Annotated in this window: 15 protein-coding genes; 5 read left to right on the plus strand and 10 right to left on the minus strand. The window is 68.9% G+C overall.

Features of this window, described 5'->3' with window-relative positions:
* Positions 1-90 precede the first annotated feature (90 nt).
* Entirely contained in the window at positions 91-573 is a 483-nt protein-coding gene (locus tag NC4_RS35975; protein ID WP_067548219.1) for a pyridoxamine 5'-phosphate oxidase family protein, read from the plus strand.
* A gap of 57 nt (positions 574-630) precedes the next feature.
* On the opposite strand, the gene NC4_RS35980 is transcribed toward NC4_RS35975, so the two are convergent.
* From NC4_RS35980 to NC4_RS35995, 4 genes are all read right to left on the minus strand, one after another.
* Positions 631-1,041 carry a hypothetical protein gene (locus NC4_RS35980; protein WP_084530107.1) on the minus strand — a complete coding sequence of 137 codons (411 nt, stop codon included), beginning with the start codon at positions 1,039-1,041 and terminating at the stop codon, positions 631-633.
* 105 nt (positions 1,042-1,146) lie between these two features.
* Positions 1,147-2,508, minus strand: coding sequence for a hypothetical protein (locus NC4_RS35985; RefSeq protein WP_067548108.1), 1,362 nt, complete (start codon positions 2,506-2,508; stop codon positions 1,147-1,149).
* Between the two features lie 86 nt (positions 2,509-2,594).
* A complete protein-coding gene (locus tag NC4_RS35990) occupies positions 2,595-2,990 on the minus strand; it encodes a VOC family protein (RefSeq protein ID WP_067548111.1) in 396 nt (131 codons plus the stop codon).
* Between the two features lie 9 nt (positions 2,991-2,999).
* Positions 3,000-3,821 (minus strand): TetR/AcrR family transcriptional regulator, encoded by an 822-nt coding sequence (locus NC4_RS35995; protein WP_067548114.1) that lies wholly within the window; start codon positions 3,819-3,821, stop codon positions 3,000-3,002.
* A gap of 106 nt (positions 3,822-3,927) precedes the next feature.
* Here NC4_RS35995 and NC4_RS36000 point away from each other — a divergent pair, with 106 nt between their 5' ends.
* Positions 3,928-4,836: an NmrA family NAD(P)-binding protein gene (locus NC4_RS36000; RefSeq protein ID WP_084530109.1), complete on the plus strand. Its 909-nt coding sequence runs from the start codon at positions 3,928-3,930 to the stop codon at positions 4,834-4,836.
* A 1-nt stretch (position 4,837) separates the two neighbouring features.
* On the opposite strand, the gene NC4_RS36005 is transcribed toward NC4_RS36000, so the two are convergent.
* The gene (locus tag NC4_RS36005; protein WP_067548117.1) at positions 4,838-5,500 is read right to left on the minus strand and encodes an HAD family acid phosphatase; all 663 of its coding nucleotides are present in this window, start codon (positions 5,498-5,500) and stop codon (positions 4,838-4,840) included.
* A gap of 189 nt (positions 5,501-5,689) precedes the next feature.
* On the opposite strand from NC4_RS36005, the gene NC4_RS36010 reads away from it, so the two are divergent.
* Together NC4_RS36010 and NC4_RS36015 are read left to right on the plus strand one after the other, a co-directional pair.
* Entirely contained in the window at positions 5,690-6,238 is a 549-nt protein-coding gene (locus NC4_RS36010) for a DoxX family protein (protein ID WP_067548121.1), read from the plus strand.
* A 47-nt stretch (positions 6,239-6,285) separates the two neighbouring features.
* Complete coding sequence (locus NC4_RS36015) at positions 6,286-6,951, plus strand: lysophospholipid acyltransferase family protein (RefSeq protein WP_245722158.1); 666 nt, start codon at positions 6,286-6,288, stop codon at positions 6,949-6,951.
* A 90-nt stretch (positions 6,952-7,041) separates the two neighbouring features.
* Here NC4_RS36015 and NC4_RS36020 read toward each other — a convergent pair whose 3' ends face one another.
* Positions 7,042-11,004 carry an AAA family ATPase gene (locus NC4_RS36020; protein WP_067548124.1) on the minus strand — a complete coding sequence of 1,321 codons (3,963 nt, stop codon included), beginning with the start codon at positions 11,002-11,004 and terminating at the stop codon, positions 7,042-7,044.
* 285 nt (positions 11,005-11,289) lie between these two features.
* On the opposite strand from NC4_RS36020, the gene NC4_RS36025 reads away from it, so the two are divergent.
* Complete coding sequence (locus tag NC4_RS36025) at positions 11,290-11,493, plus strand: cold-shock protein (RefSeq protein ID WP_067548127.1); 204 nt, start codon at positions 11,290-11,292, stop codon at positions 11,491-11,493.
* Between the two features lie 84 nt (positions 11,494-11,577).
* Here the strand turns inward: NC4_RS36025 and NC4_RS36030 are convergent, their stop codons facing one another.
* From NC4_RS36030 to NC4_RS36045, 4 genes are all read right to left on the minus strand, one after another.
* Entirely contained in the window at positions 11,578-12,087 is a 510-nt protein-coding gene (locus tag NC4_RS36030; protein WP_067548130.1) for a GNAT family N-acetyltransferase, read from the minus strand.
* 142 nt (positions 12,088-12,229) lie between these two features.
* Complete coding sequence (locus tag NC4_RS36035) at positions 12,230-12,916, minus strand: class I SAM-dependent methyltransferase (protein ID WP_245722159.1); 687 nt, start codon at positions 12,914-12,916, stop codon at positions 12,230-12,232.
* 181 nt (positions 12,917-13,097) lie between these two features.
* Positions 13,098-13,451 carry a hypothetical protein gene (locus NC4_RS36040; RefSeq protein ID WP_067548133.1) on the minus strand — a complete coding sequence of 118 codons (354 nt, stop codon included), beginning with the start codon at positions 13,449-13,451 and terminating at the stop codon, positions 13,098-13,100.
* A 68-nt stretch (positions 13,452-13,519) separates the two neighbouring features.
* The gene (locus NC4_RS36045) at positions 13,520-13,999 is read right to left on the minus strand and encodes a hypothetical protein (RefSeq protein ID WP_067548136.1); all 480 of its coding nucleotides are present in this window, start codon (positions 13,997-13,999) and stop codon (positions 13,520-13,522) included.
* Positions 14,000-14,004 lie beyond the last annotated feature (5 nt).

The following is a 14,004-nucleotide window of genomic DNA, read 5'->3' on the forward strand; positions in this document are numbered from 1 at the left end:
CGCCCGATTCCAGCCCGCGGACCGATTTCTTGTCGGTGGGTCGTGCGACCATGCACTGCATCCGTGCCGCGCGATTCCGGGGAGGCCACAATGCCAACGCCATTCGACGCCATCAAGGCCGATTTCTTCCGCTTAACCAGCGATATCGTCTGGTGCACCATCACCACCGTCGCCCCCGGCGGCCGTCCGCGCTCCCGCATCCTGCACCCCATCTGGGAAATGGACGGCGATCGCCCGGTCGGCTGGATCTTCACCAACCCCTCACCGGTCAAGTCCCGGCACCTGTCCGCCAACCCCCTCGTGGCGTTCTCCTATTGGAGCCCGGCCCAGAACGTCGTCCAGGGCGAGGCCCGCACGAGCTGGGTGGACGACGCCGCGACCAAGAAGCACGTGTGGGACATGTTCACCACCACCCCGCCCCCCATGGGCTACGACCTGACCGCCTTCGGCGTGACGAGCTCGGAGGATCCCGGTTTCACCGTGCTACGCCTGGACCCGGACCGCATCCAACTCCTGCACGGCGAGCAACTGACCACCGGCGATTTCACACCCGCCGTAGTCAAATTCGACTGAGCGCGCACAGCACAGTGCCGCCCGGCTGATGCCGGGCGGCGGGTGTTGCGCTGTGCTTCAGCGGTCAGTGCGCAGGGTGTAGAACTGGGCGGCGGCCATGAGGGCGGTGAAGGCGGCGATGAAGATGACGCCCGCGGCGCCCAGGGTGGTGGGCTCGATCCATCCGGCGGCCAGGGTGATGAGGCTGTCCACCGTCCAGAAGGCGTTGATGGCGGCGATGGCGTAGGCGGGCTTGCGGGGAATCTCCTTGCGGGTGGCGACGATCAGGACGCCGATGGCGTAGGCGATGAAGAAGGCGCCGACGCCCAGCAGCAGCGGGGTGGACAGGCCCAGCGGGGAATCCAGGATCCCGGCGAGGGCCACCAGGCCGACGCCCGAGGCGAGGGTCATGATGCCGTCGGCTTCGAAGGCCAGGCGCAGGGGGGACATTCCCGCGATGGTGCGGGGGGCGGTGGCGGAGTACGTCATGGGGATCAGTCCTTCGGTGCTGGTGTTCGCTTCGACACCAGAACCGTCGCCCCGAGCGCACTGCCAACACCACGCCAAGTCCTGCTAACTACTGCCAACCCCAGTTCAGGCATTGTTTTTCGGTTCGGCGGACACGCTGCCGAGGCCCGCGCGCAGTTGTGCCGCAATGAGCTTCGCTGCCGAGTTCTGCCAGTTGTGCAGGGTGCGTTCGGGCACCTGATCGACGAACCAGGCAAGCGCGCGGCGCGAAACCGGATCCAGATCGGTGCGTTTGGTGCGCACGCTGTAGGGGCGGATGCCCGCGACGTAGTAGAAGTAGACCGAGTTGTAGTGCCGCCACTCCTCGCTGGTGCCGAATTCCTCACCGGTGCGCGGTTTCAGGCGGGTGATGGATTCGGTGAGCAGGGCTTTGAGTTCGGTGGCGCGATCCAGCGGGCCGGGGGTGTCGCGGCCGGAGAGCCGGTCGTCGATGGCGGGCAGATCGATGAGCGGGCTCGACACCAGCTTCCCGAGATCGGCGTAATGGCTGAGCGCGCGACGGGTGAGCCGAGCGAATTCGTCGTCCTCCAGGGCGGCCAGACCGGTGTCGGCGACCTTGCGCGGCAATGCTTCCGCGGCGGTGCGCAGTTCGCTGCGCGCCTCCCGCAACCGCGGCGCGGAGGCGAAGGCGAGCCGATCCACGCCCGCTTGCAGCGGCGCGTTCAGCACCTGCAAGGCGATGGCCGCCGCGATCGCGCCGAACAGCAGGGCCAGCAGCCCGGTCCGCTCCCCCACCAGCACGATGGCCACCGCCGCCTGCCCGCCGAACACCACCGCCGACACCACCGACACCAGCAGCGAGCGAATCATGTCCGCGCGCAGCGCTTCCCCTTCGTCGAAGGCATCCAGCACCGCGATGCCCAGCCCGAGCAGCAGCAGATCGACCGCCACGCCGGACAGCATGGCCGTGCGCGGCACCACATTGAAGCCCAGCAGGATGAGCGCCGCGCTGAGCCCGAACATGAGCGCGCCGACCGACAGCAGTCCGGCCACCGACCGCCGCGAGTCATCTGCCCAATCGGCTTGCTGATTCAGCATTCCCAGCATGGCGACCAGCAGCACGAGAATGACGAGGGCGCCCAGCAGATAGGCCACCGGCATCAATCCGGCGGCGGCGGGCATGGCCAGTAGCGCGCACACCGGCACCAGCCCGAACCGCCAGAGCCGGTCCGCCCGTTCGGCGAACCGCTCCGGCCACAATCGCACGAACACCCCGGTCCAAGCGATGGCGGGCAGGCAGACCAGTACGATCCGCAACCCGTCGAACCACTCGTCGCCCGTCGCCAGCGCATCGGCGACCACCGCCACCGAATAGGCGAGCATTCCGATCCCCGCCCGGCGCAAGACCGATTTCCGCGAATCCCGCGCCAGCAGATACAACCCCAGCCACCAGGCCACCCCGAACGCAACAGCCGATACCCACACCACGCGGCGAGCCTATCCCGGCACCCCACCCTCCCGTCCCGTCCAAACGGATCACGAATCCGTATACCCGCCAGCGGCTCTCGTGAAGGTCAGGCGTGTTTGTGGCACACCGCTTCGAGCATGAGACCGTCGTACCCGGTCCAGAAGGTCGCATAGTAGGGCGGCGGATACTCGGGGAATTCCCGTGGCGCGTGCAGGATCTCCGCATCGCGCTCGACCGCCCACGCATGCACGCGGTCGACGGCGGCGCGGGTGCGCATCATGAAGGCCAGGTGCTGCAATCCCGCCCGGCCGCGCGAGTATCCGGGTTCGGCGGCCGGATAGAAGAACAGGTACGTCCCGACCTTCCCGTCCGCGGGACAGTACGCGAACTGGGTGTCGTCGCCGAGCAACGGCGCGTATCCGACGAGCGGCATCAGCTCGTCGTAATAGGCCCGCGCCGCAACGAGATCGGACACATTGATGCCCAGGTGGCCGAGAGGCATGCCCGGAATCTACTGCCCGGCGGGCCCTGCCGCGACCGCGGATGTCGCGTGACGGCGGCGGTGCGCCTTCTGGCGGCAGGCCGGTGAGCAGTAGCGGGCGGGGCGGCCCGCGCCGGTGTGACGCAGCGGGGTGGCGCAGATCGGGCAGTGTGCGGCGGCGGTTTCGTTACGCGGACGGGTTTCGTTATGGCGCGATGCACGAGTTCCGGGTTTCGTCACCGCGGGATCCGGAGCGCCGGAACGCAATGCGTCCAGGATCAGGGCGGCGGGGCGGGCGAGCCCCGGCGGGGTGTTCGGGAGTCGCTGGATGGCAACGCATCCGGTGAAGATGGCCAGCACGTCGCCGAGGGTGAGGTCGGCGCGGACCGCGCCCTGGCGCTGCGCGGCGGTGAGCAGGCGGGTGAGCGCCCGGTGGAAGCGTTCACCGGCCTCGCGCAGCAGGTCGCGCGGCCAGCCGTCATTGTCGAACACCTCGCACAGCGCCTGGTTGCCGGGCGTCGAGGTCACCACTTCGGTGCAGAAGGCGAAGAAGGCGACTCCGGCGTCCGGGGCATCGCGATAGCCGACGGCCAGGGCGGTCAGGCGGTCGATGCGCTGTTGCAGAACCGCTTCCAGCAGATGGTCCTTACTGGGGAAATGCCGATGCACGGTACCCGCGCCGACACCGGCGCGCCGGGCGATCTCCGAGAGCGATACGGAGGTGCCGACCTCGGCGAAGGCGCGCTGCGCGGCGGCCAGGACCAGGGCGCGATTACGGCGGGCGTCCGCGCGCGAATTGGGGGCGGCGGCACGGATCTCGGGTGCGATGCGGGACAGCGGTGGCGCTGTCATTTCGTTACGGCGTTCCTTCTGCGGTGCTGGCCAACCGGATTCGACTGCTCGTAGCGTCTCGATCCGGGTCATACGACCCGAATACTACCGAACAGACAAGGCGAACATGTCTTCTCACAGCGACCTCGTCCTGGTGACCGGTGCGACCGGCAACCAGGGCGGCGCGACGGCACGGCACCTGCTGCACCTCGGCCGCCCGGTCCGTGCGCTCGTGCATGATCCGGAATCGGCGGCGGCCCAGGAGCTGGCCGCCGCGGGGGCGGAACTGGCTGTCGGCGATTTCGACGATCCCGACAGCATTGCGGCGGCGCTCAGCGGCGCGGGCGCGGTCTTCCTCGTCCCGCCCGCCCTCTACCAGGACGGCGGCTGGGACGTCGAGCGGGAAGCGCGCCGCGGCGAAGACCTCGTGGCGGCCGCGCGGGCCGCGGGCGTCGGCCAGCTCGTCTTCACCGGCATCGCATCGTTCCGCAAGGAACAGAACTGGGGCTCGGTCGGCAAGCGCCGCATCGAGGAGGCCGTTCGCGCCAGCGACCTGCACTGGACCATCCTGCGGCCGGTCCGGTTCATGGAGAACTACCTCCTGAAAGGCTCGATCGTGGACGGCATCGTCGACGGCGTGCACCGCCACCTGTTCGCGGCCGACAAGCCGCTGCAGATGATCGCCGTCGCCGATGTCGCCGCCTTCGCGGTGCTGGCCTTCACCGATCCGGCCCGCTTCCACGGGCAGACCCTGGAACTGGCCGGTGACTCCCCCACCGCCGTGGCCGCGGCCGCGGCCGCGGCCGCGAGGATCAGCGAAATCACCGGCCACCCCGTCCGTTACGAGGAGGTCGGCGAGGCGGAGGCCACCGCCACGGGCTCGGAGATCGCCGCCGTCTGGCGGCAGACCCGCGCCGGGGAGGGCTGGCATGCCGATATCCCCGCCCTGCGCGAAATCCTGCCGACCCTGCGTACTTTGGACGCCTGGCTCACCGAATCCGGTGGCGCACAGCTGAAGGCGCTGCTGGAGCGTTAGCTCAGGACAGCGCCCCGTCGTAATCTGGCAGCTTGAAAGTGCGTTCGGCGTGCCCGCCCGCGAGATCGGAGGCGCTGTTGCCGATATTCGCGACGATGGTGTACCCGTCGCTCTCGATATCGATCCGGCTGGCCGTCTTGTACTCCTCCAGTCCGGCCGAGCCCGCTGACAGCGTGGTCAGCGGGCTGCCGTACAGCTTCTCCACCGGATACCCGACCGCCGAGAGATTCAGCTGCGTATACAGATTCATGAGCGCGGGCCGCCCCGTCACGAAAATGATGGCCGCGCCCTGCCCGTCGGCCCACTTCGCCAGTTGCAGCATGACCGGAATCGCGGGTGTGATCGGGCTCGGGTTGTACTGCGTCTCCAATGTCGTGTTGTCGATATCGAACACGATGGCCGGGTTCCCGCCCGAGGGCAGCCGCGTCTCGAGATAGGCCCGAGCCTGCTCGGCGACCACCGTGACATCGGCGATCCACTGCGCATAACTCGGCAGCTCACCCCCGCCCGACAGCGACGACGAGCCCGAGCCGCCACCCGAGAGCGAGGACGACCCGGTCCCTCCCGACAGCGAGGAGGATCCGGTGTCGGCCAGCGCCATCGGGAGCGGCGCGGCGAGCGTGACGGAGATACCTGCGGCAACAGCGGCAATAGAACGTCTCATGAGCACCGGACGCTAGCACCCCATCCATCCGACGCGCAGACGTTTCACATTGTCTCGTATCGGATTTCCACTCAGCGAGACACCGCATTGCCGATCACGCCGGTGCGGTCGGCCGACCGGAGTATCGTCTAGCGCGGGTGGGCCATAAGTGCCAATTGTCCGTTTGGCTCTTGCCGAAGGAGAACGCGAATGACCACCACAAGCGCTCCCAATTCTTCTCTATCCACCGGCCACACAACCAGTGTTCACGCCTATGACGTGGGACTTCTGGCTATCCGGCTCGGTATTGGACTGACCATGGCCGCCCACGGCGGTCAGAAACTCTTCAGCTGGTTCGACGGCTACGGCATCGAAGGCACGGGAAAGGGCTTCGAGCAGAGCGGCTATCCGGTCGGCGAGTTCATGGCCGTGCTCGCCGGGCTCAGCGAGTTCGTCGGCGGGCTCGGTGTCGCGCTCGGCGCGCTCACGCCGCTCTCGGCCGCCGCCCTGGTCGGCGTCATGATCAATGCCATCTCGGTCCGATGGGGCGCCGGATGGCTCGGCTCACAGTCCGGACCGGGTCTCGAGTACGAGATCGTCCTGCTGGTCACCGCGGGGGGTCTGGCCCTCACGGGGCCCGGTCGCTATTCCGTGGACGCCTTCCTGCCCGGCGTCCGCTCGCACCGCCTGACCTACGGTGTGGCCGCCTTGATACTGGCGGTCGTGCTGGCCTTCATCCTGTTGTTGTTGCGCGACTGAGTAATTCCCCGGTGCCGCGCCCGCCGCCGATCGGCCAGGATGTGGGCGTGGCATCGAACAACACCGCGCGGCGTCCCAAGGGTCTGGGCAAACGCGCTTGGCTGACAACCCAATTCGTGCGCCGCATCCTGCGCGTGCTGGCCTGGTCGAACATCGTCCGTGTCACCGTGCTCGGCCGCGAGCGGGTGCCGAAGACCGGTCCCGTGATCATTGCGAGCAATCACATCTCGATGCTCGACGCCGTGTTCCTGTGGGGTGCGTTGCGCCGCCGGGCAATTACCATCGCCATGGCCGAGCTGTGGTCCTGGCCCGTCGTCGGCTGGCTGGTACGCCGCCTCGGCCATATCCCGGTGGTGCACCGCGACAGCGAATCCGGCACCTCTGCGCTGTCGCAGGCCCAGCAGATCCTGCGCCACGGCGGCGTGCTGCTCATCTACCCGGAGGGCCGCCTGGTCGCTCCGGGCGAGACCGAGCCCTACAAGCCCGGTGTGGCGAAACTGGCTCTCGCGACCGGCATCCCCATCATTCCCGTGGGCACCACCGGCACGAACCTGATGCTCCCCATGCGCCGCACCCGCGGCGACGCCCCCGCCTTCGACCGCCGCCAGCAGGTGACCATCCACTTCGGCACACCGATAGATCCCGCCGATTTCGACCACCCCGACAAACTCCTCGACCACCTACGCCAGCGCATCGAGGACCTCCGGGCGTGAGCCGAGTCGCCTCCTCGCACCAACTGTCGGGCAGCCGAGACCCGGCGGCTGCGGTCGGCTGGGCGGTCCCGACGCGCGGCGCTACGCGGGTCAGGTGGATGCGCCGACCAGGTTCTCCCCTCGCAACCGCTGGGAGATCACCTGGGTGATGCCGTCACCGCGCATGCTGACGCCGTAGAGGGCATCGGCGATTTCCATGGTCGGCTTCTGGTGGGTGATGACGATGAGCTGGCTCTTCTCGCGCAGCTGCTCGAAGAGGCCGATGAGGCGGCGCAGGTTGGTGTCGTCCAGGGCCGCCTCGACCTCGTCCATGACGTAGAAGGGTGAAGGCCGGGCACGGAAGATGGCGACCAGCAAGGCGACCGCCGTCAGGGACTTCTCGCCGCCGGAGAGCAGCGACAGCCGCTTGACCTTCTTGCCGGGCGGGCGAGCCTCGACTTCGACGCCGGTGGTGAGCATGTCGCTCGGGTCGGTGAGGAGCAGGCGACCTTCGCCGCCGGGGAACAGGCGGCTGAAGACGCCGACGAATTCGCGTTCCACGTCCTCGTAGGCCTCGGTGAAGACCTGGAGGATGCGGGCGTCGACCTCGGCGACCACGTCGAGGAGATCCTGGCGGGCCTTCCTGACGTCCTCGAGCTGGGTGGCGAGGAAGTTGTAGCGCTCCTCGAGGGCCGCGAACTCTTCCAGGGCAAGGGGATTCACCTTGCCGAGGGTGGTGAGGTCCTTCTCGGCGCGTTTGGCGCGGCGCTCCTGGGTGGTGCGGCCGTAGGGCATGGGCTGGGGTTCGGAGACCTGGTCGCCGCGCTCCCTGGCCTGTTCGTACTCCATCATCTCCAGGGCCGTCGGCGGCATGGGGACGTCCGGGCCGTATTCGGCAATGAGGTCTTCCAGGGCGACGCCGAAGGATTCGGAGATGGTGGCCTCCAGCTGCTCGATGCGCAGCGCCGCCTGGGCGCGGGCCACCTCGTCGCGGTGCACGGCATCGGTGAGCTGGGAGAGCTGGGTATTGAGAGCGCGGGCGCGCTCCTTGGTCTGCTCCACCTGGGCGGCGAATTCGGTGCGGCGGCGCACCAATTCGTCGCGGCGGGCGGCGGCCTCGGCCACGACCAACTCGAGTTCACCGGCCACGCGTTCGGCCGAATCGGCGACCACGGCCGCGACGGCCGCGGCCTGCTTGCGCGCGGCCAGGGCGCGTTCGGCGCGGGCCCGGTTCTCACGTTCGGCGCGAGCCGCGCGGCGCAGCGAATCCGCCTTGCCGCGAACAGATTCCGCGCGCTCCTCTGCGGTGCGCACGGCCAAGCGGGCCTCGACCTCCATGGTGCGCGCCTCGGCGAGCGCGGCCGCCGCCTCCTCCCGGGCGTACCCGGCGGCCTCGGTACCCGCGGATTCCGCGCCCATCTCGGACTGTTCGAGTTCGGCGTGCCGCAGCCGATCCTCGAGCTCGGCGAGCTTGCTCAGCGTCTCCTCACGACCGGCCTCGGCTTCGGCGCGCTGGGCGAGCAGCCGATCGCATTCGGTCTGGGCGGTGCGGGCTGCCTGCCCGAGACGGCCCAGACGGTCGTAGATGGAGACCAGCGCCTGATCGGATTCGTGCAGCGCCAGCAGCGCGTGGTCGACGGCTTCCTTACGGTCGGTCTGCTCGGCCAGCGCACCCGCCAGAGCGGCCTCGAGCTCCTCGGCCTGCCGCTGCCAGGAGGTGAGTTCGGCCTTGGCGGAATCGATATCGGCCTGCACCTCAAGCTGACTGGGCGCCCGATCGGAACCGCCGAGCACCCACCCGGTTCCGGTGAGATCGCCCTCGCGGGTGACGACGCGCAGTTCGGGCCGGGCGGCGAGCACCCGGGTGGCCGTGGCCAGATCCTCGGCGACGGCAATGCCGGTGGTCAGGGCGGTAATGGCGACGCGCATGTGCGAGGGGCAGTCGATGACCTCCGCGAGCCAGCGCGCACCACCGGGCAGCACACCGCCCGAACACGCCTCGCCGAGCATGCCGCCACCCGACCGCCCATCACCGGACGCTCCGCCACTCCATCGCGCCTCACCGGGCCCTTCGGCCCGACGCAGATCACCGGGCTCTCCGCCGGGGCGCGTATTCGATTGGGCGGCATCGGCATACACGGGCGCGCCGTGCCCACCATCGGAATTCGGCGAGCCCTGAGAGGCGGTATGCGAAGCCGAGCCATGGCCCGACCCCGGCGAACCATGCGGAGCGGAGCCGTCACCGGCGTGCATCGACGAGCCCTGCGCGGCCGCGTGCGGAGTGGACCCCTTGTCGGCATCCGACTGCGCGATGCGGTCGCTGTCGGTTGGCCGCACGGCCGGGAGGGCGGTGTGGCGGCTCGAGCCGTCCGCGTAGACCAGGGCGGCACGACCGCCGTCGGCTTCTTTCAAGGCTCGGACGGCCGCGTGGGCGGTGGGGGCGGTGTCGGCGGCGACGGCGTCGGCGAGGGGGCCGAGGGCGGCGGCGACGGCGGATTCGAAGCCGCCGTGCACCTTGATCAGGCCGGAGAGGGGGCCGAGGAGGCCGTCGGTGCGGTGTTCGAGCAGCCAGGCCGCGCCGTCTTTGCGGGCCAGGCCCATGGTGAGGGCCTCGATGCGGGCGGTCAGGGAGGCTACGCGTTTTCCGGCCTCGCGGTCCTTTTCCCGCAGTTCGGTGACACGCTGGTCGGCGTTCTCCAGGGCTTGGGCGGCGTGCCCGTACTGGGCGTCGAGACCGGCCTCGCCCGCGTCGAGTTCGCTCAGTTCGCCTTGGACAGCTTCGAATTCGGCGTCGGCGGCCGCGCCGCGCTGGCGGGCCTCGGCAATGCCGGTGGACATGCGGGCGACTTCGCCGTCGACGGATTGGGCGCGGGAACGCAGGGTGTCGACCTGGCCGGACAGGCGCGCCAGGCCCTCGCGGCGGTCGGCGATGGCGCGGACGGCGGCCAGATGCGCCTGCTCGGCGGCCTTGGCGGCCTGTTCGCGCTCGTGCAGGGCGTCGCGGGCGGCCTCGAGGGTCTCGGTCGCGATCTCCACTGCCTCGAAGAGTTCGGCCTCTTCGGCCTCGACGCGCTCGGCCTCGCGCTCCAACTGTTCGGGATCGCGCCCGCTGCCGGTCGGTTGCTCGATGGTCAGGTTGCGCGCACGATCTCGCGCAATGCGGATAGTGGCATTGACGCGTTCGGTCAAAGCGGACAGCTGGAACCAGGTTTGCGCGGCGGCTTCCGCGCTCGGCGTCAGGCGGGACAGTTCGAATTCCTGCTGTGCCAGTGCGGCATTCGCGGCATCGAGTTCTGCGTGCACGGTGACGTGCTGCTCGCGCGCGTACGCCTCCTTGCTCTGCTGGCTTTCCAGTTCGCGCCGCCGGGTCACGAGGTCGTCGGCGGCCAGCCGCAAACGCGCGTCGCGCAATTCGGACTGGACGGTTGCTGCACGACGCGCCACCTCGGCCTGCCGCCCGAGGGGCTTGAGCTGCCTGCGCAGTTCCGTGGTCAAGTCGGTGAGGCGGGCCAGGTTGGCCTGCATGGCGTCCAGCTTGCGGACGGCCTTCTCCTTGCGCCGCCGATGCTTGAGCACACCCGCCGCTTCCTCGATGAACGCGCGCCGGTCCTCCGGGCGGGATTCGAGAATGGCCGATAGCTGACCCTGCCCGACAATGACGTGCATCTCACGGCCGATGCCGGAGTCGCTGAGCAATTCCTGCACGTCCATGAGGCGGCAGGAGTTGCCGTTGATCTCGTACTCGCCCGCGCCGTCGCGGAACATGCGCCGCGTGATGGACACCTCGGAGTACTCGATGGGCAGCACACCGTCGGAGTTGTCGATGGTCAGCGTGACCTCGGCGCGGCCCAGCGGGGCGCGGCCCGCGGTACCGGCGAAGATCACATCCTGCATCTTCCCGCCACGCAGTGCTTTCGCGCCCTGCTCGCCCATGACCCAGGTGAGCGCGTCGACGACATTCGACTTGCCCGACCCATTGGGCCCCACCACACAGGTGATCCCCGGTTCGAACCGCAGGGTCGTCGCGGACGCGAAGGACTTGAACCCCTTCAGCGTCAGACTCTTCAGGTGCACAGCCGTCGAGGTTACCCCGTCGGGCGCGATTGCCCCGAGTATGCCGACGACGAGTCCGGTTCCGGGCCGCGGCGCGCCGTCTGACAGGGCGATTCGTCGGATGACTGCTAGATCGGGTATTGTCTCTCTCGTTGCAATTCTTGGCTCTCACAGACTTCTGTACGCGCCTGCACACAATCAAGCAGGCGCGTTTTTGTGTTTCCCAGTGACTCCCCCCGGGATTCACCCCAGAGCGACATCGGGTCCGCAAGGTGCGGACCTTCCAACAGTAAAAGGAGAGCCGCAATGGCTACCGGCACCGTGAAGTGGTTCAACTCGGAAAAGGGCTTCGGCTTCATCGAGCAGGACGGCGGCGGCCCCGACGTCTTCGCCCACTACTCCAACATTGCCGCTTCGGGTTTCCGCGAGCTGCAGGAGGGCCAGAAGGTCTCCTTCGACATCGCGCAGGGCCAGAAGGGCCCGCAGGCGGAGAACATCACCCCCGCCTGAGCTGACACAGCTCACAACGAACGACCCCGGAACCTCGCGATCCGGGGTCGTTCGGCATTCAGCGCCATGGGTGAGCGCGATCGGTCAGGTGAGATCCTTGGCGTACCAGATCTCCGCGTACTCCCGGTCCTCGTAGGGCGGGATCTCGACGTAGCCGTGGCTGACGTACAGGGCGCGCGCTTCGATCAGATCCAGCCGCGTATCGAGCCTGATCCGTGTGGCCCCCAACCCCATCGCCGCCTCCTCGACGGCCGCCAGCAGCCGCTTCGCCCCACCGGTCCCGCGCCGCGCCGGGCGAACGAAGACCCTGGTCAACTCCACCGTATCGCCGTCCGCCCGACGCAGTCCGGCACAGGCGGCAGGTTCACCGCCATAGCGCCCGACGAGAAACACCCCGTTCGGCGGAACCAGGTCGCCCACACCGAATCCGGCCCAATCCTGTTCGAGCTCAGCCACCGTCGACACCCTGCCCAGCCGATTCAGCCGGTAGCTGTTCGCGACATCGACGAGGTAATCCCGCAGCAGCGCAGTGGATTCGGGAGCGCGCACCGCGATCGGTGCAACCGTCCACGCCCGATCGGACCCTCCGGTCACCTCGACCCCGCCGCGGTTTGCCCGGTGAAATGTGAAACCCCGACGACCGGGAACTGGTGGCGCGGCCTACTCGGCCGATGCCGCCACAGTTTCCCGGTGATCGACCGACCAAGTCGCGTGGGGGCTGTGGCACGCGCGGCGATCACGGCGTCGGCCCGTCGGGCCGGGCCGGGCGGAGGGTGGCGCGAACGACCGTGGTGCGCAGTGGGAGGTCGAATTCACCGGTGGCGGTTTCCGGGCGACCGTGCAGGAAGGCGGCGATGCGGCCGAGGACCTCGGCGCGCTCCTCCGGCGTGACGATCAGCGTGTGCGAGTGGGTGCCGATGGTGGCGGTGAGACCGTCGGCGGTGCGCCGATGGGAGTGCGGAAACACGTTCTGCTCGAAGGGCCGGAACAGCGGATGGTCCGGCACTCCGGTGCGGGCGCGGCCGGACAGCGACAAGGTCGAACGCGATACGCGGCCCAGTTCGGCGACCCACTCGACCGAGTCGTCATGGTCGTTCCACAACGCCGCGACGACCCCGCCCGGCCGCAGCACCCGCGCGATCTCCGGAAAGGCGCGAGCCTGGTCGAAGAAGTGGAACGCCATCCCGACGCCCACCGCGTCGACCGAGTCATCCGGCAGCGGAATGGATTCCGCGGTGCCCGCCAGTGCGGAGACCTCCGGGAATCGTTCCCGCAGCGCGGCACGCATTGCCGCATCGGGCTCCACGGCCCGCACCGGCACTCCGGTTTCGAGTACCACCCCGGTCAGCTTGCCGGTTCCCGCACCGAGGTCCAGCACCTCGACCCTGCTGCGATCACGCACCGGCTCCAGCGCCCACTGCACGCCCGCGACCGGATAATCGGGCGATGCTCGGCATATGCCTGCGCGGCGACGCCGAACGACTTCGCCCGGCGCGCCCGCAGTTCCGTGTCCTCGATCTCCCAGTGCCCACCCGCGGTCATCCCGCCATGCTAATAAAGCCCGGCGAGTGCGGCGGGAACCGTTGCGGCCCAAACGTCGAGGATCAGACGATGGTGACGGTCAGGTCGAATTCGCCGCGTTGGGCCGCTGGAATGATGATCGTCCAGGTTCCCGGCGTCACCTCGGTCGTGAACGGCGAGGGCATGTACATCGCCCACTTCGTACCGGCGGGGTTGTAGATCGCGAAGCTCACCGGTCCGTCGACGTTCACTGTCATCCGCTGGGTGCCTGCGACATCGACGCTGTAGTGGATGGCGCGGTCGTCGTCGGCAACGCCGTGCACGGTCGTGGTGCTCGTGCCCGGTGCGAAGTGCAGCGGGACCTTCTCGACGTGGATGTCGGCGGACGAGACTCCAGCCGCGACGACACCGATTGCGGCGAGCGCGACGACGAGCACAGCCACGATGCGGTATCCGGAACGGCGACAGCGAGAAACGATCATGGTCCGACCTTGGCCGGGCCCGCTTACAGAGTTCTTGTCGAAAGATTGGGGCGGGCGAGAAGGCGACGCCACACCTCGAGCAGCGGGGTGATGAGAGCGGTGGGGGCGAGCCAGGCGATGAGCTGGGCCGCGCCGTAGAGGGGGCCGTCGATGGCGAAGCTGACGACGATGGTCGCGGTGAGAAGGGCGATATAGGAGCCGCTCATGCCGTGGACGTAGGCGTGGGTCCAGGCCGCGGGGCGGCCGACGGCGTGGCGGCCGAGGGCGGCGAGGGCGACGGTGAGGGCGGAGACGGGGATCAGCCACCAGAGGTCGGCGCGACGCCAGACGACCATGGCGCAGGCGGTGATCCACACGGCGACAACGAGTCCCAGGTACCACGCGCCTAGTTCGGCGGAGCGCTTGGCGGAGTGGGCATCGGCCCAGGCGACCGCCGGGCCGAGGGCCAGCCCGGCGGCGCCGACGAGAATATGGGAGGCGAGCAGGGTTGCGTAGGCGGACATGACAA

The organism is Nocardia crassostreae, assembly GCF_001613405.1.
GTDB lineage: Bacteria > Actinomycetota > Actinomycetes > Mycobacteriales > Mycobacteriaceae > Nocardia > Nocardia crassostreae.

Excerpts from the sequence above, each read along its gene's own strand:
- NC4_RS35975 (WP_067548219.1), top strand. The coding sequence starts at position 91 with ATGCCAACGCCATTCGACGCCATCAAGGCCGATTTCTTCCGCTTAACC.
- NC4_RS35980 (WP_084530107.1), bottom strand. The coding sequence starts at position 1,041 with ATGACGTACTCCGCCACCGCCCCCCGCACCATCGCGGGAATGTCCCCC.
- NC4_RS35990 (WP_067548111.1), bottom strand. The coding sequence starts at position 2,990 with ATGCCTCTCGGCCACCTGGGCATCAATGTGTCCGATCTCGTTGCGGCG.
- NC4_RS35995 (WP_067548114.1), bottom strand. The coding sequence starts at position 3,821 with ATGACAGCGCCACCGCTGTCCCGCATCGCACCCGAGATCCGTGCCGCC.
- NC4_RS36000 (WP_084530109.1), top strand. The coding sequence starts at position 3,928 with ATGTCTTCTCACAGCGACCTCGTCCTGGTGACCGGTGCGACCGGCAAC.
- NC4_RS36005 (WP_067548117.1), bottom strand. The coding sequence starts at position 5,500 with ATGAGACGTTCTATTGCCGCTGTTGCCGCAGGTATCTCCGTCACGCTC.
- NC4_RS36010 (WP_067548121.1), top strand. The coding sequence starts at position 5,690 with ATGACCACCACAAGCGCTCCCAATTCTTCTCTATCCACCGGCCACACA.
- NC4_RS36025 (WP_067548127.1), top strand. The coding sequence starts at position 11,290 with ATGGCTACCGGCACCGTGAAGTGGTTCAACTCGGAAAAGGGCTTCGGC.
- NC4_RS36045 (WP_067548136.1), bottom strand. The coding sequence starts at position 13,999 with ATGTCCGCCTACGCAACCCTGCTCGCCTCCCATATTCTCGTCGGCGCC.